17 protein-coding genes and 1 pseudogene are annotated in these 19,832 nt (G+C 67.9%); 11 read left to right on the top strand and 7 right to left on the bottom strand.

Annotated features, from left to right (window positions below; translation table 11 throughout):
- Positions 1-55: 55 nt before the first annotated feature.
- Genes BJY26_RS00180 through BJY26_RS00160 form a run of 5 tightly spaced genes read right to left on the bottom strand, consistent with a single transcriptional unit; the run spans position 56 to position 4,435 of the window.
- Positions 56-841, bottom strand: a complete 786-nt coding sequence (locus BJY26_RS00180; RefSeq protein WP_179424644.1) for a DeoR/GlpR family DNA-binding transcription regulator — start codon at positions 839-841, stop codon at positions 56-58.
- Positions 838-1,683 carry a class II fructose-bisphosphate aldolase gene (locus BJY26_RS00175; RefSeq protein ID WP_179424642.1) on the bottom strand — a complete coding sequence of 282 codons (846 nt, stop codon included), beginning with the start codon at positions 1,681-1,683 and terminating at the stop codon, positions 838-840. Before BJY26_RS00175 ends, BJY26_RS00180 begins: the two co-directional genes overlap by 4 nt.
- Before the next feature lie 27 nt (positions 1,684-1,710).
- On the bottom strand, positions 1,711-2,640 hold the full coding sequence (locus tag BJY26_RS00170) for a 1-phosphofructokinase family hexose kinase (protein WP_179424640.1): 930 nt from the start codon (positions 2,638-2,640) through the stop codon (positions 1,711-1,713).
- The gene (locus tag BJY26_RS00165; protein ID WP_179424638.1) at positions 2,637-3,548 is read right to left on the bottom strand and encodes an ROK family protein; all 912 of its coding nucleotides are present in this window, start codon (positions 3,546-3,548) and stop codon (positions 2,637-2,639) included. Before BJY26_RS00165 ends, BJY26_RS00170 begins: the two co-directional genes overlap by 4 nt.
- Positions 3,545-4,435 carry an SIS domain-containing protein gene (locus BJY26_RS00160; RefSeq protein WP_237248881.1) on the bottom strand — a complete coding sequence of 297 codons (891 nt, stop codon included), beginning with the start codon at positions 4,433-4,435 and terminating at the stop codon, positions 3,545-3,547. Before BJY26_RS00160 ends, BJY26_RS00165 begins: the two co-directional genes overlap by 4 nt.
- A gap of 152 nt (positions 4,436-4,587) precedes the next feature.
- Between BJY26_RS00160 and BJY26_RS00155 the strand changes: the two genes are divergently transcribed.
- The 8 genes and pseudogenes from BJY26_RS00155 to BJY26_RS18840 all read left to right on the top strand — a co-directional run.
- The gene (locus BJY26_RS00155; protein ID WP_179424636.1) at positions 4,588-6,321 is read left to right on the top strand and encodes a hypothetical protein; all 1,734 of its coding nucleotides are present in this window, start codon (positions 4,588-4,590) and stop codon (positions 6,319-6,321) included.
- A 96-nt stretch (positions 6,322-6,417) separates the two neighbouring features.
- Positions 6,418-7,506, top strand: a complete 1,089-nt coding sequence (ssd, locus tag BJY26_RS00150; protein ID WP_179424635.1) for a septum site-determining protein Ssd — start codon at positions 6,418-6,420, stop codon at positions 7,504-7,506.
- Positions 7,503-8,714 (top strand): TadA family conjugal transfer-associated ATPase, encoded by a 1,212-nt coding sequence (locus tag BJY26_RS00145; protein WP_179424633.1) that lies wholly within the window; start codon positions 7,503-7,505, stop codon positions 8,712-8,714. Before ssd ends, BJY26_RS00145 begins: the two co-directional genes overlap by 4 nt.
- Positions 8,711-9,451, top strand: coding sequence for a type II secretion system F family protein (locus tag BJY26_RS00140; protein WP_179424631.1), 741 nt, complete (start codon positions 8,711-8,713; stop codon positions 9,449-9,451). The genes BJY26_RS00145 and BJY26_RS00140 overlap by 4 nt, the downstream gene beginning before the upstream one ends.
- Positions 9,448-10,038: a type II secretion system F family protein gene (locus BJY26_RS00135; protein ID WP_179424629.1), complete on the top strand. Its 591-nt coding sequence runs from the start codon at positions 9,448-9,450 to the stop codon at positions 10,036-10,038. The genes BJY26_RS00140 and BJY26_RS00135 overlap by 4 nt, the downstream gene beginning before the upstream one ends.
- Before the next feature lie 176 nt (positions 10,039-10,214).
- Positions 10,215-10,463 carry a DUF4244 domain-containing protein gene (locus tag BJY26_RS19460; RefSeq protein ID WP_308191229.1) on the top strand — a complete coding sequence of 83 codons (249 nt, stop codon included), beginning with the start codon at positions 10,215-10,217 and terminating at the stop codon, positions 10,461-10,463.
- A gap of 1 nt (position 10,464) precedes the next feature.
- Entirely contained in the window at positions 10,465-10,830 is a 366-nt protein-coding gene (locus BJY26_RS18845; protein WP_237248882.1) for a TadE family type IV pilus minor pilin, read from the top strand.
- Positions 10,827-11,171, top strand: a pseudogene (locus BJY26_RS18840) (Rv3654c family TadE-like protein); the annotation flags it as partial. The gene BJY26_RS18845 and the pseudogene BJY26_RS18840, both read left to right, overlap by 4 nt.
- Positions 11,172-11,198: 27 nt before the next feature.
- Here the strand turns inward: BJY26_RS18840 and BJY26_RS00120 are convergent.
- Positions 11,199-13,514: a DEAD/DEAH box helicase gene (locus BJY26_RS00120; RefSeq protein ID WP_179424627.1), complete on the bottom strand. Its 2,316-nt coding sequence runs from the start codon at positions 13,512-13,514 to the stop codon at positions 11,199-11,201.
- A 51-nt stretch (positions 13,515-13,565) separates the two neighbouring features.
- On the opposite strand from BJY26_RS00120, the gene BJY26_RS00115 reads away from it, so the two are divergent.
- From BJY26_RS00115 to topA, 3 genes are read left to right on the top strand one after another with little or no spacing between them, the layout of a single operon-like run.
- Entirely contained in the window at positions 13,566-15,104 is a 1,539-nt protein-coding gene (locus tag BJY26_RS00115; protein ID WP_179424625.1) for a DUF7059 domain-containing protein, read from the top strand.
- An 18-nt stretch (positions 15,105-15,122) separates the two neighbouring features.
- The gene (locus BJY26_RS00110) at positions 15,123-16,148 is read left to right on the top strand and encodes a phosphatase PAP2 family protein (RefSeq protein ID WP_179424624.1); all 1,026 of its coding nucleotides are present in this window, start codon (positions 15,123-15,125) and stop codon (positions 16,146-16,148) included.
- Between the two features lie 36 nt (positions 16,149-16,184).
- Positions 16,185-18,956, top strand: a complete 2,772-nt coding sequence (topA, locus tag BJY26_RS00105; protein WP_179424623.1) for a type I DNA topoisomerase — start codon at positions 16,185-16,187, stop codon at positions 18,954-18,956.
- Positions 18,957-19,071: 115 nt separating this feature from the next.
- On the opposite strand, the gene BJY26_RS00100 is transcribed toward topA, so the two are convergent.
- Positions 19,072-19,764 carry a lipoate--protein ligase family protein gene (locus BJY26_RS00100; RefSeq protein WP_179424622.1) on the bottom strand — a complete coding sequence of 231 codons (693 nt, stop codon included), beginning with the start codon at positions 19,762-19,764 and terminating at the stop codon, positions 19,072-19,074.
- Positions 19,765-19,832: the final 68 nt, after the last annotated feature.

Genomic DNA, 19,832 nt, shown 5'->3' with positions numbered 1-19,832 from the left:
GGCGCGGTCTGATGGCAAAACACCCGTCCAAATGGTGTCGAGCCGCGCCATGCGCTCAGTCGGCGACAACCACGCCGATGCCGACGGATTCGAACTCCTCGCGGGCGGACGGGCTGATCGACGAGTCCGTGATGACCGTGCCGAACGCGGCATCCACGGCGGCAAATGCGCGTACGCCGATCTTTGACGAATCGGCGATGGCGACGGCGTGCCGAGCCCGCGACGCCATCAGGGAGTTGACTGCCGCCTCCTCTTCGTTGTGCACGCTGGCGCCGAGGTGTGGATCGATGCCGTCGACACCGACGAACGCGTAATCGATGGTGAGCCGGCCCAAGACCAGATCGGAATACGGGCCCACGAGTTCGTACGACCTGGGCTGCACGACCCCGCCCGTCACGACGACCTTGATCTGCGGGCGCACGGCAAGCTGGGCGGCAATATTGATGGCGTTGGTCACGACCGTCAGGTTCGGGGTCGGCGACGGCGCGGCGATATCGGCGCGGGCGGCAAGCGCGCGAGCCACTTCGGTGCTCGTCGTGCCGCCGCACAACCCGACCGAGGAATTCACCGGGACCATTGCCGAGGCCCTTGCCGCAATCGTGCGCTTTGCACCGATCCGGCCGCTGGCGGCATAGCGCAGGGGCAGATCGTAGGCGACGGTATCGGCTCCGACCGCTCCGCCGCGAGTGCGCGTGAGAAGCTGCTGCTCCGCCAACGTATCGAGATCGCGGCGGGCAGTGGCCGCCGACACGTGCAGTTCAGCCATCACCTGCCCGACGTCGACGCTGCCGTGCGTGCCGAGCATGTCCAGCAACGCAGTGAGCCGGTCGGCGCGGTTCACGCGCCGGCTCCGACGTCGAACACGGCAAGTAGCCGGGCCGTCTCGGCGGCGACGGCGTCGCGTCCGGCGCGCACGTATTTGCGAGAATCGACGACATCCGGGTCGTTGTCCAGATAGTCTCGCACCGCCGACGTGAACATCTTGTTCAATTGGGTCGACACGTTGATCTTCGTTATCCCGGCCGCGATCGCCGTGCGGATGTCCGAATCGGCAACGCCCGACGAGCCGTGCAGCACCAACGGCACGTCGACCGCTGCATGTAGCCGCGCGATCAATTCGAAATCGAGGGACGCCGTGCGCGTGACCATGGCGTGCGACGAGCCGACCGCGACGGCCAAGGCGTCGACGCCGGTGGCGGCGGCAAAGCGTCGCGCCTCGCCCGGGTCGGTGCGTACCCCCGGCGCGTGCGCGCCGTCCTTGCCGCCGACCTTGCCGAGTTCGGCTTCGATGATCGTTCCGTGCGCATGGGCGTACCGTGCCGCATCGGCCGTCGCCGCCACATTGTCGTCGTAGGGCAGCGCGGCTCCGTCGAACATCACGGACCCGAATCCGGCATCGACGGCGTGGCGGGCCAGCGCGGCGTCCTCGGCATGATCCAAATGCACCGCCACCCGGGCGCTGGAATTCTCGGCGACCGCCAAAACCGCGCACGCCAATGGCGTCAATCCACCGTGGAACTTGGCGCAGTTCTCGGAAATCTGCAGCACGACGGGGAGGCCGGCCCGTTCGGCCCCGGCGACTATGCCTTCGCAGGTTTCGAGGTGGACGACGTTGAGTGCGCCCAGGCCGGTGCGCCGCGCCGCGGCGTCGGCCAGCAGGTCGCGAGTCGGAATCAATGGCATGAGAGCTCCTTGTCGAAGGCGGCCCGGTCAGTCGGGCCGGCCGTGATGCGTGGTCAGTCGTACCGAATCGATCCAGGCGTCGGGGTCGTCGGGAAGGTCGCCGGCCGCCGGCATGGTGACTGCGGCGGCCGACCAGGCGGTTGCGCGGATCACGAGAGCATCCCGGTCGTCGCCGGACGTCAGGGCAGTTGCGGCCGCAGCGACGGCCGCATCGCCGGCCCCGGTGGCATTGCCGGACAGGACGCGACCCGGCGTGCCGTGCAGTGTTGGTTCCCCGGCCACCAGGTCGAACATGCCGCGTTCGCCGTCCGAGAGCAATACTCGCGCTGCGCCGCGGGCCAGCAGATCCGAAGCGCCCGCGAACGGGTCGGCCGCGCCGGTCGCGGCAACCGCCTCGGCGGCATTGGGTTTCACCAGGTCGGCCCCGGCCTCGGCAGCCCGGAGCAGGGCGCTGCCGGACGCGTCGATGAGGCACGGTAAGTGCCGGTCGTGGGCGATCTGCACGAGATGCGCGTAGAAGTCGTCGGGACAGCCCGGCGGAAGACTTCCCGAACCGACGACCAAATGAGCGTTCGCAGCAGCGTCGGCCGCGCAGGCCAACAGGTTGTCGACTTCGCCCGGTTCCATCGGGGGGCCGGACTCGTTGAAAATTGTCGTCTGCCCGGTTGAATCGTCGACCACCGCAACGGTGCGCCGCGATTCGCCGGCTATTCCGGACGCCGTGAAATTCAGGCCGGAGCGGCTCAAATCGGCGGTGATCAGGTCTCCGGTGGCGCCGCCGACCGGCAGCGTCGCCACGGCGTCAGTGCGCCGGTCGTGCAACACGCGGGCCACATTGATGCCCTTGCCGCCGGCGCGCGCCGTGCCGGGCGGTACCCGATGGCTGCCGCCCGGCGTGACGGATGAGGTGTGCAGCGTGATGTCCCACGCCGGATTCGGGGTGAGGGTGAGGATCACGATTCGACCCCCGGATTCGCACGGTCCCGGGCCAACAGGCCGGCGCCGATCAAGCCGGCGTCCTGACCGAAACCGGCGGGCACCAGCACGGGAGGCCGCTGGAAGGTCAGCGACGCGGCAATCCGGTCGGCCAGCGGGTCGAACAAGTCGTTGCCGGCAGCGCCGAGACCGCCGCCGATCACTATTGCTTCGGGAGCGATGAGCGTCGTCAGGGCGGTGAACGCAGTGGCCAGGGCGTCCAGTGCGGCCCGCCAGATCTCGGCGGCGGTCCGGTCGCCGGCGTGCATGCGGGCAATGACCTCTCGGGCGCCGTCGACGTCGTCCCCGGTCCGCCGGCGGTAGATGCGCGCGATGGCGCCGGCCGAGGCGACGGCTTCCAGGCAGCCGCGGGAACCGCATGCGCACGCCGGGCCGTCGGCCACCCGGAGGTGGCCGATCTCGCCTGCCAGGCCGTCGCCGGAGTACGGCTGTCCGTCGAGAATCAAAGCGGCGGCAATGCCCGTGCCGATCGGGACGACCGCGACCGAGGAATATTCGCGCGCCGCGCCAAGTCGGTATTCGGCAAGTCCTGCCGCGCGGACGTCGTGCCCGAAGCCGACGGGAATTCCCAGCTCGGCCTCCAAACGAGTGCGAAAATCGAAGTTTCGCCATCCGAGGTTTTCCGATTGGACGGCGACGCCGCGCGCGTCGTCCACCCACCCGGGCACGATGAGACCGGCGGCGGCGACTCCGGCAGGCACAAGTCCGGCAACGGTGTCGACGATGGCGCGCCCGGTCGCCTCGCCATCGCCGGGAATCACCGGAGTCGGCGTGCGCCGGACGTCGTGCAGGTCGCCGTTACCGTCGACGAGAGCGGATTTGATGTCGGTGCCGCCGACGTCGACGGCAAAGCTTCCCGGGGCGCTCACTTCAGGATGACCGAACGCGTCAGGCCCCGTGGTGCGTCGGCGTTCAGACCGCGGGCGCGGGCCCTGGCCAGCGCGACCATGTGGATGCGCACCAGCGCGGCCATCGGGTCGACCGGCTCGCGCACGTAGAGCGCACCGGTCCGCTCGATGTCGGCGGCAAGGCCCTGCACGTCCTCGCCGATCATCCAGGTCACGCGGCCGGGCTGCGCAATGCTGATGGGACCGTGGCGGTAGTCCATGGCCGGATACGATTCGGTCCACGATTGGGACGATTCGCGCATCTTCAGCGCCGCCTCGTTGGCCAGTCCGATGGTCCATCCGCGTCCCAGGAAGGTGAATTGCTCGGCGTCGACCAACTCGTCCGGCACATCGCGCTCCAGCACGTTTTCCGCGTCGGCGATCGCGGCCGACAGATCGTCGCCCAGCGAAGCGCGCAGCAGCGCCAGCGCGCCGGTCGCGAAGCGTGTTTGTACGACTGAGTTTTCGTCGGCGAACGGCAGAACGACCGCCGAATCGGAATCGGCCGCCAGCGGCGAGTCCGGATTCCCGACAATCCCGAGCGTCGGGATGCGCCCCCGAACGTCGTCGAACAACTCGATGACCTCGGTGGTGGTGCCGGAGCGGCTGATGCCGACCACGAGATCGTACTCGCGATCCAGCGGGGCCTCGCTGGCGACAAAGGCGTCCGTCACACCGAAACCACGACTTTCGCGAAGGGCCGCATAACTTTGCGCCATGAACCACGACGTGCCGCATCCGACCACGGCGACCTTCGCGCCGCGCTCGGGAAGCCCGTCCGCAGGCAGCATGGCGGCGGCCTGCCGCCAGATGTCGGGCTGGCTGGACAATTCACGAGCCATATCTTCCGGGCCGGCGTACGTCGACATGACACTCCTTGATTTTTGTTGATTGAAATGACGTTTCTTTATTCAGAATACGTCATTCGATCAAGGGGTGCGGATGCCCATCCGCGGTTTTTCTGCAAAGATCGTCAGGTAAGTTGCATTGCACGCTTTTATCCCCCGAAAGAGGCACACCGATGAGCTCACCCCATCAGCCGGGCCCCTACGATCCAGCTGCTGCGGATCAGGGCACTTATTCGAATCCCCAAGGCGGCGCGTACGGAGGGCCCCAATACCAGCAGGGCCAGTACGATGGGGCGCAATACGGCGGGGCTCAGCCGCAATACGGCCAGCCCCAGTTCCAGCAGGATCCGTATCAGCAGAACCAGTACCAGCAGGGCCAGTTTCAGCAATACCAGCAGCCCCGGCCGCAACGTGCGCCGGGTGAGGGCATCATGGGGCCGTTCACGCTGCGCGACATCCTCATCATGGCCGGCGCGTTGATAGTGCTCATTGGCTGCTTGTTCCCGGTCCGACACGTCCACACGGCCTATTCGGCAATTGATTTCAGCTCCTGGGTGTGGCACTGGAGCGGGTTGCCGACCATCTTCTTCCTGGTGTTGGCGCCGATAGTGGCGGGCGTGTTGTGTCTGATTCAAAAGCTCGCGGGCGGATTCCCGAAGCGGATCGGGTCGTTCTCGATCGACCAGGTCATTTCCGCCGTTGCCATTGCCGGCGCCGTGTACAACTTCTTGTTCTTCATTTCGCAGCCGCAGTACTCCTATATCGGGTCGATATTGACGCTGCTGGGCTCGCTGCTCGTATTCGTCGCGGCGTCGCTGACGATGATTCCGGCGTTCCGCGCTGATTTTGCCGGTCGCGCGGACGTTGCGGCGCAGCCGAAGGCTCGCCCAGTCACGCTGACGCCGAAGCCGGGGCACAATCAGGTCGGCCCGGACCAGTACGGCCAACAGCAGTACGGCCAGCAGCAGTACGGCCAGCCGGTCGGGCAGCCGCAGGAACAGCAGTACGGCCAAGGCCAATACGGCCAGGAACAGTACGGCCAGGAACAGTACGGCCAGCAGCAGGCGCAGCAGGGCGGATACAGTGCCTCAAACGCTTCGAATCAATACGCCTCCGAGCCGCAGCAGCCGCAGCAGTTCGGTGCCGGGGCGGAACAACCGTCCGATGAAGAGCGGTCGGAGTACCGAGTTGCCGATCCGGCGGAGACGTCGTCCCATACGACTCCGTACGTTGCCGGCGCGGCCGGAGCAGCCGGGGTGGCCGGAACCGCGTACGCAGCGCACCAGCACTCGGCTGCCGGTGAGGCCTCGGACTCGTACGCCCACCCGGCGTCCTCCGAGGTGCCCGTTGTGATGGGCACGCCCGATGCCGGGCGCGAACACACCGGAGCCCATGCCGCTGCGCCCGCTGACGAGACGGCGCCCGCTGACGAGGCGACGACGGCCGACGAGACGGCGTCCGCTGACGAGACGGCGACCGCCGACGAGGCGACGCCGGTCGAGGCGGCGCCGGAGGAGCAGTCCGCGCCGGCCGAGGTAGCCGAACCGGCCGCGGAATCCACGCCGGCCGATGCCGGCACCGACCCGCAGGAAAACTGGATGGCCGGAGCTGCCGCGGCCGAGACTTCGAGCGATTCGCACGTCGACGGCGACGCCCAAGCCGAGTCGGACTACGCGGCCGGCGCTCCGAACGCGGCGTCGGACGATGCCGCAAGCGCGTCGCAGCCGTTCTGGTTCGCCGTCCCGGAAGAACGTCCGGCATTCGACGAAGCGGGCGGGCCGCTGTTCGCGGTGACGCCCGGAACGTGGTTCCTGGCCTTGGAGGATCACGGAACGTCGTTCACGGTGCGCAGCGATGACGGCCGTATTGGCATTCTGCACGATGTGTCGGGGATCCAGCGCGGCTGAAGACCCCTTCGTCCACAAGCCGGCGGCAGCGGAAAGTTATCCACAATTCCGCTGCCGCCGGATGCATGAAGGGCGGCGACTCGGCACGCTGAGTGAATGAACGAAGCCGAGTCCTTCGTCGTCGCGGTCAGCGGATCCAGTGCCGTGCTCGACGCGTGTCGCGTGATCGCGTCATCGGCCGGGATCGATATGGTGACCGGGCACTCGTCGCGAGCCTTGCCGGCGGGATGGCGACGATCGGCGCTGTTGCTTCTCGGCACGGACGCCGCACCGCCGGAGCCGGCCGACATGCCGTGCGTCGTGGTCGCCACGACCGACACGGCCGACGCGGCCTGGCGGCATGCGGCTTCGATCGGGGCCGAGCACGTGGCAGTACTTCCGAACGGCGACACCTGGCTGGTGCAGCGCATGATTGCAGCCGTCGAGCCGGATACGTCCCGCGCCGGCGTCATCGGCGTCATCGGTGGTTGCGGAGGGGCCGGCGCCAGCACGCTGGCAACCGGTTTGGCGCTTGCGGGGGCGGCGTCCGGGCATCGCCCGGTACTGATCGATGCGGACAGCTTTGGCGGCGGACTCGACCTGGTGGCGGGCGGTGAACGCGCCCCCGGCCTGCGATGGCCCGATCTCGCCACGAGCCGCGGCACGCTGCGTCCGGCCGACTTGGCCCAGTCGCTTCCGTCCATCGACGGGGTTGCATTGTTGTCGTGGGATCGAAGCAATGCGCATGAGCTGACGACGGAACTGTTCACCGATGTCCTCGATGCTGCGCGGCGGGCCTTCGAGCTCGTCGTCGTCGACCTACCCAGGCATATCGATCCCGCAGCAATTGCCGCCTGCCGCCGCCGGTTGCTGATCAGCCCGGCAAGTGTGCGCGCCGCGGTCGCGGCCTCACAAGTGGCAAGGCGGCTGGATGCCGCAACGGACCGGCTAGTGGTGCGCGGGCCGCTGCGTTCGGGCCTGACCGGTCCGGTTTTGGCCGACAGCATCGGGCTGCCGCTGCAAGGGGTGCTGCGACGCGATCGCGGACTTGGCGAATCGCTCGACCGCGGCGACGGAGTGCCCCGATCCCGGATGAGCCCCTTGAACGGCTTTTGCGCAACGGCGATCCAAGGGCTGCGCCGGGACGGCCTCTTACCCGGCGCGCCGGCGAAATCGGCCCGATCGGCGCACCGGGCGCCGTCATGATCGATACGGATGCGCGGCTGCTGGCCGGAGTCAAAGAGCAACTCGGCGGCCGCAACTCGGGTGAACCCGTCGGTGTTGCTCAGGTGGCCGAGGCCCTGCGCCGAACCGGGCTGGTCCACGGCTCGGCGGCTATCGTCGACACGGCCCAGCGGCTGACGGCGGAGATCTCCGGCGCCGGGCCGCTTCAACCATTGCTCGACGATCCCGAGGTCACCGACGTGTTCGTCAACGGCCCGCACGACGTGTTCGTCGACGACGGCCGCGGAATCCGGCAAGTCGAGGTGCCACTCGGCGACTCTGCGCACGTCCGTGCTCTTGCCGTCCGGCTCGCCGCTCTGGGCGGACGGCGGCTCGACGATGCCAGCCCGCTGGTGGACGCGCGGCTACCGTCCGGCGTCCGGGTCAACGCCGTTCTGCCGCCCATATCCGGCGAATGCGCCACTTTGTCGCTTCGAATTCCGCGAGGCCGCTCGTTCACTCTCGACGATTTCGTCGACCTGGGGACGCTGCCGCCCGACTGGGCGGATGCGCTTCGCGCCATCGTCGCTCAAGGACGCAATGTCCTGGTCACCGGAGGGACCGGCGCCGGCAAGACCGCGTTGCTCGGCGCCATGCTTTCGTCGGCGCCTCCGACGGAGCGACTTGTGATAGTCGAGGACGCGGCCGAGCTGGCGCCGACGCATCCGCACGTTGTGCGACTGCTGGCCCGTCGCCGCAATATCGAATCGGCCGGCGAGATCACTCTTGCCGACCTCGTGATCAATGCGCTGCGCATGCGACCGGATCGTCTCGTTGTCGGCGAATGCCGCGGTGCCGAGGTGCGCGAGCTCCTTGCGGCGTTGAACACCGGACATTCGGGCGGCGGCACCATGCACGCCAACACCGTCACCGACGTGCCGGCCAGGCTGGAAGCGCTCGGGGCATTGGCCGGGATGAGTCAGGCCGCAGTCGCTGCGCAATCCGTCAGCGCGCTCGACGTCCTCGTGCATATCGAGCGGTCGGCCGGCGACCGGAAGGTGGTGCAACTGGCCGTGCCGTACCGTACGTCGGCCGGGCTGCTTGCCGTCGAGCCGGTCATGCAACGCGAAGCGGATGATTCGACGACAGTGTTCGCGACTGGCCGTCGCATGTTGACGGCGCTCGGAGTACCGGTGCCGGCCGGCGTCGGCAGACATTCAGCCGTGCGGGCCCGGGAGCAATCGACATGACGGTGTTGCTCATCGGAGTATTCACGGCTGCCGCGGCATGGTTGCTGCGCCCGCGGGGCGCCGATCTGTTGCGCCGGTACGTCCGCCCACGCGGACGGACAGACGGGCGGACGACGCGCGGACGGATTGGGCGGCGCCGCACGTCAGCACGTGCAGCGGACAGACGCGGCGGTCGAGAGCCGGTCGCGGTGGCCGATCTCATGGACGAGTTGTCCAGCATGCTCCGGGCCGGTGCGGCGTCTGGCGACGTGTTCGCGCAGCTTGCTGCCGTACATGCCGACGATGAACAGACGGAATTCACCCGGGCCGTGGCCGGACGGGTGGACTTGGGAGACACCGTGTCGCAGGCCATCCGCGCGTCGATGTCGGTGCTGGCCGAGAACGACAGGCGTGCCGCCACCGGACTGGCCGCGGGGTGGCAGCTGGCCGCCGAATGCGGCGTGCCATTGGCCGGGTGCATCGGCAGATACGCCGAATCCGTCCGCTCGGACGCGGACGCGCGGCGGGCGCGCGAAGCCGCGATGGCCGGACCCCGGTCGACTGTGACGGTATTGACGTGGCTCCCGATCGGCGGAGTGGGCTTGGGCATACTGCTGGGAGCGCGGCCGCTGGCGGCGTTCACCGGCTCGGCGGCCGGCTGGGTGTGTCTGCTGGCCGGCGTCGGATTGTTGCTGGTGGGCAGGCGGTGGATGGCGATCTTGCTGGCCCGGGCCGGTCGGTCCGGAGGGAAGGCATGATGGGACTGCTGGGAATCGGGGCGGCCGTTTGCGCGGCGGTATTGCTGGTGCCGTGGACGGCACGGCGCCGATTGCGCCGGCTGCTCGGGCCGTCCCGCCGGGACGAATCCGCGGCAGCGGAGGCGCTCGCGCCGGCAGCGGCCGGGGCGAGCGCCGACGGGAAGTCTGTCGAACCGGCGCTTGTCCTCGACCTCGTGGCAGTCGCCTTGGAAGGCGGACTCGACCCGCGCTCGGCGATCACGGCGGCAAGCCGCAGCCTCGGCCGGAGAATCGACCCGGCGGGCGATATCGACGAGGCGGTCAATTCGATCGAGAGCGCCGCGGGTCCGGGAGCGGACGAGATCGCGACCGAACTCCGTGCGGCACTGTCCTTCAGCGCGGCGACGGGGGCGCCGACTGCGGAATTGCTTCGCAGCCGCGCCGACGACTTGCGGCGCCGGCAAATGCGCCGTGCCGAGGAAGCGGCCGGCCGGCTCGGCGTCCGGATCGTGTTGCCGCTGGGAACCTGCATCCTTCCGGCGTTCATAGCATTGGGCGTGATGCCGGTCGTGCTGTCGCTCGTCGAGCAGTTCGCCGGCATCTATTGACGGGGCGAGCCGGCGTCGGCCGGAGTCTTGACGGCACAATTGCCGGACCGCCGGCGGCCATCCACAATCACGCGGCAGCCTCTGGAACCGGGCGGCCGACGGTGCCTAGCGTGATCGACACGATGGATGGTCCATCGAGTCACCCGCAGGGTGGCGCACGGATGGGGATGAGTGCCATGTCGACAAAAACAATGCCCGCGGAATACGAACTCGACAAAGCCGGCGGCCCGAGCGGTACCGGCCCGGACGGTACCGGGCCGGACGAGCTCGAGCCTGCGGATGCCGGAATGGCCACTGCGGAATATGCGATCGCCACACTTGCTGCATGCGGCTTTGCGGCGCTGCTCGTCGTGATCTTGCGCAGCGACGACGTCCGCGGGCTCTTGATGGGCATCATCCAGCATGCGCTGTCGCTGGGAAGCTGACATGGCATGCCGGAACGACCCGGACGATTCCGGGACGGCGACGGCGGAGCTGGCCGTGCTGATGCCGTCGATCATTTGGCTGCTGGCCATCGTCCTGGCTGCCGGGGCGGCCGGCCTGGGCGAGTTGAAGGCGATCGACGGCGCGCAGGCAGCGGCGCGGCAACTGGCCCGCGGAGAATCGCCGCACCGCGCCGAACAGGTCGCGCACACGGTTGCCGGAGACCGGGCTGCCGTGACTATTCACCGGCGCGGCAACTGGGTGACCGTCGGGGTCAAGGCCGGCGGCCCGGACATCGTCAGGACGGTGTTGTCGGTCATCCCGGCCGCCACGGCGACCGCCAGAGTGGAAAACGCGGCGGGGCCGTGACCACCGGACGTGCGGACGAGACTTCCGATCGCGGCAGCGCCGGCATCGTGTGCGTGGCGATCTGCGCGGTGGCCGCCGTGTTCGTCGTGCTGTCCGCTCAAGTCACGGTGATCGCTGCGGCACGACACCGCGCCGCAGCGGCGGCGGATCTGGCCGCACTGGCCGGAGCCGACGCCGTCCGCGGTCTGCAGACCGGTGATCCGTGCGCTGTCGCCGGCACGGTGGCCGAGCGCAACCATGCGACGCTGCGCACGTGCCGGGCCGACTATTTCACCGGAACCGTCAAGGTCGGCGTGAGCGTTGAACTGCCGAGGCCCTGGCCTCGGCTGACGCGCTCGGCGGTGGCCGGCCCGCCCGCCCAGGCGACGTCAGTCGGGGAGACCGGCCACCATAGCGCGCAAGAGCCGCAGCGCCGCATGCTTGTCGAGCGGCTCGTTGCCGTTGCCGCACTTGGGCGACTGCACACACGACGGGCACCCGTCCGCGCATTCGCATTTGTCGATCGCCTCGGCCGTGGCACGCAGCCATGCGGCGGCCGTCTCGGCGCCGCGCTCGACGAATCCGGACCCGCCCGGGTGCCCGTCGTGCACGAAGATGGTGGCCGTGCCGGTATCGGCGTGCATGGCGGTGGAGACGCCGCCGATATCCAGGCGGTCGCAGGTGGCGAACAACGGCAGCAGGCCAATTGCCGCATGTTCCGCGGCGTGCACGGCGCCGGGCAGCTCCGCCTTCGACACCCCGGCTTCCTCCAGCACCGACGGCGGCAGCGTCCACCACACCGCCTTGGTCGGCAGCAACTGCTCCGGAAGGTCGAGCGGCTCTTCGGACAACACCAGATTCGTGACTAGCTGCCGGCGCATGTACGACACGACTTGCTCGGTGACCTGTACCGAGCCAAAACACACCGTGACACCGCTCGGCCACGGCCGCGCCCAGCTCTGCTCGTCGATGCCGATCTCGCTGACGGTGCGGGCCGTCGTCGTGTAATCCGGATCGTCCCGGCGCACAAGCGCGACCTGTTCGGCCAGGTCGAGTTCATCGACGATGAACGTGACGCCCTGATGTAAGTAGACGGCGCCGGAATGCAAAGCCGCATGCGCGCTCGGCTCGTCGGTGGTGCCCAGCAGCCGTCCGGTTCCCGACTCGACGACCCGGACCTGGCGGCCGCCCGATCCGCGAATATCCGTCAACTCCGATGCGTTTTCGCGCTTCGTCCAAAACCAGCCTGCCGGACGCCGCCTGAGCATGCCCAGCTCTCCGAGCCGCTCCAGGACGTCCGGGGCCTTGGCGGAAAAAGCCGTCGCCTCGTCGTCGGTCACGGGCAGCTCTGCCGCCGCCGCGCACAAGTGTCCGGCGAGCACGTACGAATTGTCGACGTCGAAAACCGACGATTCGACGGGAGCGCCGAATATTGCGTCCGGATGATGCACCAGGAAGGTGTCGAGCGGATCATCCCGCGCCACGAGCACGGCCAGCCAATCATCGCCGGCCCGGCCGGCACGCCCGGCCTGCTGCCACAAGGAGGCCCGGGTGCCCGGCCAACCGGCGATCACCACCGCATCCAGCCCGGAGATGTCGACGCCGAGCTCAAGCGCGTTCGTACTGGCCACCGCCAGCAGCTTGCCGCGACGCAGGGCCTGCTCGAGCGTGCGCCGTTCTTCAGGGAGATAACCGCCCCGGTATGCGGCCACCCGGGACGGCAACGAATCGTCGACGTCGCCCAAGAGACGTCGTGCGCTCGCGGCGATGGCCTCGACACCGCGGCGCGACCGGATGAACGCGATAGTACGGATTCCGCCGGCAACCAGGTCGGCCAGCAGGTCACCGGTCTCGGCGATCGTCGACCGGCGGGCCGGCGCCCCGAGTTCGCCGGTACCGGGCAGTTGCGGCGGCTCCCACAGCACGAACGACCCCGCCGAGCGCGGGGACGCGTCCGCCGTCACGGCCGCGACCGGGCGGCCGATGAGCCGAGCGATGCTGTGCCCGGCGTCCGCCATGGTGGCCGACGCTGCAATGACCGTCGGGTTGGCGCCGTAGTATTCGGCAATGCGAAGCAGCCTGCGCATGATGGCCGCCATATGCGATCCGAACAAGCCCCGATAGCCGTGGCACTCGTCGATCACCACGTACGACAGCGACTTCAAGAACGACGACCAGCGCGGATGGCCCGGCAATAACGACCGATGCAACAGATCGGGGTTCGTCAGCACGTAGTTCGCGTGGCGGCGGATCCATTCTCGTGGTTCGAGCGCCGTGTCGCCGTCATAGGTTGAAGCGCGGATCCCTTCGACCGCCAGCGATTCGACGGACGCCAACTGGTCGGCCGCCAATGCCTTGGTCGGGCTGATGTAGAGCACAGTGGCGCCGCGCCCGTCCGGAGCGTGCCGGCCTTCGCGCACCGCCGTCAACGCCGGAAGCAGGTAACCGATCGACTTGCCCGACGCCGTCCCGGTGGCCAGCACCACGTCGGAGCCGGCCCGCGCCAACTCGGCCGCCTCCACCTGGTGGCGGTACGGCTCATCGACCCCTTGCCGCTGATAGGCCCGGCGGACAAGCGGATCGACCCAGTCCGGCCAGTGCGCGAACCGGGCCTGCCTGGCCGGCACCGATTCGACATGCAGGATGCGCTCCCGGCGGCCGGGAGCGCCTGAGATCACGTCGAAAATAGCGGACACGCCTTCCATCTTCGTCCATTCGTGTCCGGGGCGCACGAGTCGGCTATACGGTAGGAAAACGTGGAAGCGAATTCAATCGACGCTCTCGCGGCAGATCTGCGAGCCGCCCGATACACAGTCGATGCCTTGAATGATTTGTGCGGCGAGTCGGCGGGTCGGGCACTGGCACGCGGATTTCCGCTGCCGGCTCGTCAAGCCCTGGACGGCGACGACTCGCCGGCCGCAGTGCTGGCCCGGCTCTTCGTGCTGGGCGAACCGGTTCGGCGCGACCTGGTCGATCGCAGCCTGCCCCGCGCGGGTGCCGACGGCGCCGCACGACTCGGGCTCGTGTCGATCGCCGGACGCTCGACCGACGACGAAGTATGCGCGGCACTCGATCTGCGCCCGTACGCGGCGTCCGACGGTCACGGTCCGGTCGACTGGTGGATCGCCTCCGATTTGGGCGAGTCGGTGCGCAGCGGACCGCTGGGCGAGGACCATGTGCTCGGCGTCGGGGGAGCCGGGCTGACGCTGGCCGGGCTCACGGTCCGCCGAGAAGTCGGCAACGTGCTCGACCTCGGCACCGGATGCGGAATCCAGGCGCTGCACGCCTCGAGGCATGCCGGCCGGGTAGTCGCCGCCGACGTCTCGCGCCGGGCACTGCGCCTCGCCGGCCTGAACGCCGGTTTGAACGCCGCGGCGACGGCCGGCCGGTCGAACATCGACGTGGTCCACAGCGACTTGTATTCGGAGCTAGGTCCCGAGAGGTTCGACCTCATCGTGAGCAACCCGCCGTTCGTCATCACGCCGCGCGGGGCCGACGTGCCGGCCTACGACTACCGCGACGGCGGGCTCGTCGGCGACGAACTCGTCGAACGCGTCGTGCGCGGCGCCGCCGAGCATTTGCAGCCGGGCGGCATTGCGCAACTGCTCGGCAATTGGGAGTACTCCGACGGTGCCGACGGACTCGACAGAGTCGCGGCCTGGATCGACGGCACCGGGCTCGACGCCTGGGTGATCGAACGCGAAGCGCAGGATCCGTGCGAATACGCCGAAACCTGGATCCGCGACGGTGCCGTCAAGCCGGGCACCGGCGAATTCGACAGGTTGTACGCGGCCTGGCTCGCCGACTTCGCCCGTCGCCGGGTGGACGCCGTCGGCTTCGGGTACATCCTGCTGCGCCGGCCCGGCCCCGGCACCCGGCCGCTGCGGCGATTCGAGCGGCTCGGGACGCCGTTGCCGGAGACCGCGGCGCTCGGCACGCACATCGAGCAATGCCTGCGCGCGCACGACGGCCTGCTGGACGACGTCCGTACTGCGATCTTGGTGCGCGCGGACGACGTCACCGAAGAACGGCACTACTGGCCGGGCTCGGCCGACCCGACGGCCGTCTTGCTGCGGCAAGGCGGGGGATTCGCGCGATCGACCCAGGTCGATACGGCGACTGCCGGGTTCGTTGGCGCATGCGACGGCGAATTGAGCGTGGGGGCGCTGATTGAGGCACTTGCATCCATCCTGGGCGTCGCTGCGAGCGAACTCTCAGAATCCATCGTGCCAATGGTCAGGAAATTCGTCGATGATGGAATCTTGGGTATTGAATCGGGATCAGAGTCGCGATAGCAGGGTCGAACGACGGCTATGCACACCAATAGGAACACCACCGGCAGCACAAGCAGAGAAGGGCGGATCGAACGCGTGTCGTACTACACCGGCTCTACCGCCAGGGTCGGCACATCGACTGCGGAAATTCGTCTGCGTGAAGGCGTTTCTCGTGCCCACCGTGTCGGCGTGGCCATCGGACTCGTCGTCCTGGCGCTCGTGTGCGGCGGACTGATGCTTGCCGTGTACTGGGCGTTCGTGCGCACCTACTCGGGGCAAGTCGTCGACGTGTCGGCGTGGCGCGGCGCATTCCTGGGCCGGCCGATGGTGTCCATGTTGTTGTCATGGCTCAAGGACATCTTCCCGATCCTGTTCGGCATCATCATCGTCGGCGCGATCATCACGGTGCTTGTTGTGACGCTCCGTCGACGCAGGATCGAATTACTGCTTGCCGCCGCCGTGCTCGTCGGCGGATCGCTCGGCACCACGGAACTGCTCAAACACGTCGTCCTGCCTCGGCCCGATTTCGGGATCGACGGCATGACCTTCAACAGTCTGCCGTCGGGACACACGACTGCCGCCGCATCGATCGCCGTCGCCGTCGTGCTGGTCGTGCCGCCCGTGCTGCGCGTGGCCGCCGCATTGGTTGGCGGCCTGTTCGCCGTACTGATCGGCATCGGCACGCTTGCCGTCGGGTGGCACCGGCCGTCGGACGTCATTGCCGGATACATAGTCGTTGCCGGGTGGACAGCGCTCGTGACGGCATTCAGCCAGCTGCGCCAACCCGTCGTGCGTGACCGGGGCAAAGCCGTGCGCTGTCGGAACGGAATCCCGACCAACGTACTTGCCTGGATGCTCCTTGTCGCAGCATTCGTGGCCGGCGGAATCGCCGTTATCATGCTGGGTGAGACGCACTTGCGCGCCGATCCGCTCAATTCGCAGGACTCATTGCTGATGGCGTACGGTGGCGGCGTCGCCGGAAGTGCAAGCGCAGCGGCCGCTACCTTTGCTCTAGCATTAGCACTGGCGCCGGTCGCTGGGAGATCCCCGACGCTTGAAGATTAGCGCTGCCGCGCGTTACGCGGCGAAAGGAATAGCCCTGTGTCCCCTACGGAAGCTGCTACGCCACGTCGACTCGTCATCGTCGAGTCGCCGGCCAAAGCCCGCAAGATCGCGGGCTACCTTGGCGACGGCTATGACGTGGAGGCCTCCGTTGGCCATATTCGTGACCTTCCGCAGCCGTCCGAGCTGCCGGCGGACATGAAAAAAGGCCCGTACGGGAAGTTCGCCGTCGACGTCAACGACGGATTCGAGCCGTACTATCGGGTCTATCCGGACAAAAAGAAGAAGGTCACCGAGCTCAAAAAGCTCTTGAAGGACGCCGACGAGCTCCTGCTGGCCACCGATAACGACCGCGAGGGCGAGGCCATCGCCTGGCATCTGCTCCAGGTATTGTCCCCGAAGGTCCCGGTCAAGCGGATGGTCTTCGGCGAAATCACCAAGGACGCGATCACCCGCGCGCTGGAGAACACACGCGACCTGGACACGTCACTTGTCGATGCGCAAGAGACCCGCCGGATCTTGGACCGGTTGTACGGCTACGAAGTGTCCCCGGTGCTTTGGCGCAAGGTCGGGCCGGGCCTGTCGGCCGGACGTGTCCAGTCGGTCGGCGTCCGGCTCGTCGTCGAACGCGAACGCGAACGAATGGCATTCCGGTCGGCGGCGTACTGGGATCTGACCGCCAGCGTCACGCCGACCACCGACCATCAGCCCTTTACGGCCAGGCTCGTCGCCGTGGACGGCGACAAGGTCGCCACCGGCCGGGATTTCGACGACCGTGGCGCACTGAAGTCCCCGGCGAAGGCCACGGCGTTAGACGAAGCGACGGTGCGCTCGCTGGCCGGCGCGCTCGAAACCGCCCCCGTCGGCACGCTCGGCGTGAAATCGCTGGAAACGAAACCGTACAAGCGGCGTCCGGCGGCGCCGTTCACGACGTCCACGCTCCAGCAGGAGGCCGGACGCAAACTCCGGTTGTCGGCGCGTGCCACGATGAGCACTGCCCAGTCGCTGTACGAAAACGGCTACATCACCTATATGCGTACCGACTCGCCGCAGTTGTCCGGACAAGCCATCAACGCGGCGCGGCGGCAGGCCTCCGAGTTGTACGGCGGCGAATTCGTGCCGGAAAAGCCGCGCGTGTATCAAGGCAAGGACAAGAACGCGCAGGAAGCGCACGAGGCCATTCGCCCAGCCGGCGACCAATTTCAAACGCCGGCGCAGGTCGCCGGCAAACTGCACGGCAACGAGTTCCGGCTCTACGACCTGATCTGGAAGCGCACAGTGGCGTCGCAGATGGCCGACGCCCGCGGATCGACCGCTTCGGCGCGTCTGTCGGCGCTGCTCGATATCGAAGGCAATCGCCGGTCGGTCGAGCTTGCGGCGTCCGGCACGGTGATCACGTTCCGCGGATTCCTGGCCGCGTACGAGGAGGGCCGTGATGCGGCCCGGTACGAGGACGGCGACAAGGACAGTGAATCGCGGCTGCCCGAGCTGACCGAGGGGCAAAAGCTCGACGTCCTCGTGGTGAACCCGGACGGTCACGAAACGTCGCCGCCGCCGCGGTACACGGAAGCAAGCTTGGTGAAGGCACTCGAGGAATTGGGAATCGGCCGCCCGTCGACGTACGCGTCGACGATCTCCACCATTCAAGACCGCGGCTACGTGCGGAATCGCGGCAATGCGCTAGTGCCCAGCTGGGTGGCGTTCTCGGTCATCCGGCTTCTCGAAGAGCACTTCGCCCGCTTCGTCAACTACCGGTTCACCGCCGAGATGGAAGACGACCTGGACACCATCGCGGACGGCCGCTCGGATCGCGCCAATTGGCTGCACGACTTTTACTTCGGCCGCGACGGCTCCGAGACGTTCGGATTGAAAGAGGTAGTCGATTCGCTCGGCGATATCGACGCTCGCGCATTGAACTCGATCGAGATCGCCGACGGCATCACGTTGCGGGTCGGCAGGTACGGGCCGTATCTGGAACTGGCCGGTGAGGACGGCGCGGCGCGCCGCGTCTCGGTCCCCGACGAGTTGTCGCCCGATGAGTTAACCGCCGACAAGGCCCGCGAACTCGTGGAAAAGCAAGCGGACGGCGACCGTGAACTCGGCACCGACCCGGAAACCGGTCGCACCATCGTGTCGAAATCCGGACGTTTCGGACCGTACGTGACCGAGGTGATTCCGGATGACGATGCTGCGGCTTCAAAGCCGGACGGCGCGGCAAAGACATCGGCAGCTCAAACGGGTGCCAAGTCGGGTGCTAAGTCGGGCACGAAGAAGACGGCCAAGAAGGAAAAGCCGCGCACGGCGTCCTTGTTCAAATCGATGGATCCGGCCACTGTCACTCTGGACCAGGCGTTGAAGCTCTTGTCGCAGCCGCGCGTGGTCGGCACCGATCCGGAGAGCGGCGACCCCATCACCGCGCAAAACGGCAGATACGGCCCGTATTTGAAGAAGGGCACCGATTCACGGTCGTTGACCGAAGAAGAGCAGATCTTCGACATCACGCTCGATGAAGCGCTCAAGATTTATGCCGAACCGAAGCGGCGCGGCCGGCAGGCCGCCGCACCGTTGCGCGAGCTGGGCACCGACCCGGCAAGCGAGAAGCCGGTCGTCGTCAAAGACGGCCGATTCGGACCGTATGTGACGGACGGGGAGACGAACGCCACGCTGCGGAAGGCCGACAGCGTCGACGACGTCACGCTTGAGCGAGCCGCCGAGCTGCTTGCCGAAAAGCGGGCAAAGGCTCCGGCCAAAAAGAAGCCGGCAGCGAAAAAGAAGCCGGCCGCCAAGAAGAAGTCGGCAACCAAGAAGTAGCGGCGCCGCACCCCTTTCCCGCTTCCCCTCACAAAACGCGGCGCGCCGTATAGACCGCGCCGTCATGACGGGGCGTTCCCGACGCCGCGCCGCGTTTTGCGAGTGCGGTAGCCGGTCAGCGGGTGAGCCGGCGGGTGCGCGCAAACTCGGCGAGTACGGCGTCCTTGACGTCCTCGATGCCAATGCCGGGCACCAGATCCTCGACGGCGCCGGCCGTGGACGGCGCCCATTCCAGCCCCAGCGCCGTATATACGTCGATGAGCACACTTCGGATCGGGGCCGAATCGGCGACCACGACGACCGAGGAGAACAGCCATGCGTTCGACACGATGCGTTGCGCGGTGCCGACCAGCTTGACCGTGCCGGCCCCGTTGACGCTGTGTTCGCCGGCACAGTATTCACCCGGTATCTCGCCCGTGCGCGCATCGACGCCGAGCGATGCGAGAGCCCGTCGGTACAATTCGGCGAATTCGGCAAAACGATCCTGCGTGCGAGCAATGGGCTGCGACGTCGGCTCGATGTGGTCGAAGACGAGCGAGCCGCGGTGGAATGCGGCAGCACGTCCGCCCACGGGCCGCAACAGGGGAGTGAATCCGTGCTCGCGTGCGGCAACCCGCGCGTCGTCGAAACCGTCGAGAAACCTGTCGCGCTGCCCGAACGCCACAGTCGGATGAGGTCGGTAGATCCGCAAGGTCGCGTCGATCCGTCCCTCGCGGGCCGCATCCAGCAGGTCCTTGCCGCCGCCGAGAGCCGCGGCGGCCGACCGCGGAGTCGGTACCTCGCGGACGGCAAGTGGGGGCAGGGTCATATCACCCCAAGAGTACCGCCGGCCGACGGTCGAACGGGCCGGCGGCGCAGTCGGGCGTCGCCGGTAGG

Source organism: Spelaeicoccus albus, from assembly GCF_013409065.1.
Lineage (GTDB): Bacteria > Actinomycetota > Actinomycetes > Actinomycetales > Brevibacteriaceae > Spelaeicoccus > Spelaeicoccus albus.
The sequence above is the reverse complement of the archived record's forward strand: the minus strand, read 5'-3'. Positions and strand labels throughout refer to the sequence as shown.

Bases quoted from the DNA above. Each gene is read 5' to 3' on its own strand.
- BJY26_RS00175 (WP_179424642.1), bottom strand. From the start codon at position 1,683: ATGCCATTGATTCCGACTCGCGACCTGCTGGCCGACGCCGCGGCGCGG.
- BJY26_RS00160 (WP_237248881.1), bottom strand. From the start codon at position 4,435: ATGTCGACGTACGCCGGCCCGGAAGATATGGCTCGTGAATTGTCCAGC.
- BJY26_RS00155 (WP_179424636.1), top strand. From the start codon at position 4,588: ATGAGCTCACCCCATCAGCCGGGCCCCTACGATCCAGCTGCTGCGGAT.
- ssd (WP_179424635.1), top strand. From the start codon at position 6,418: ATGAACGAAGCCGAGTCCTTCGTCGTCGCGGTCAGCGGATCCAGTGCC.
- BJY26_RS00145 (WP_179424633.1), top strand. From the start codon at position 7,503: ATGATCGATACGGATGCGCGGCTGCTGGCCGGAGTCAAAGAGCAACTC.
- BJY26_RS00140 (WP_179424631.1), top strand. From the start codon at position 8,711: ATGACGGTGTTGCTCATCGGAGTATTCACGGCTGCCGCGGCATGGTTG.
- BJY26_RS00135 (WP_179424629.1), top strand. From the start codon at position 9,448: ATGATGGGACTGCTGGGAATCGGGGCGGCCGTTTGCGCGGCGGTATTG.
- BJY26_RS19460 (WP_308191229.1), top strand. From the start codon at position 10,215: ATGTCGACAAAAACAATGCCCGCGGAATACGAACTCGACAAAGCCGGC.
- BJY26_RS18845 (WP_237248882.1), top strand. From the start codon at position 10,465: ATGGCATGCCGGAACGACCCGGACGATTCCGGGACGGCGACGGCGGAG.
- BJY26_RS00120 (WP_179424627.1), bottom strand. From the start codon at position 13,514: ATGGAAGGCGTGTCCGCTATTTTCGACGTGATCTCAGGCGCTCCCGGC.
- BJY26_RS00110 (WP_179424624.1), top strand. From the start codon at position 15,123: ATGCACACCAATAGGAACACCACCGGCAGCACAAGCAGAGAAGGGCGG.
- BJY26_RS00100 (WP_179424622.1), bottom strand. From the start codon at position 19,764: ATGACCCTGCCCCCACTTGCCGTCCGCGAGGTACCGACTCCGCGGTCG.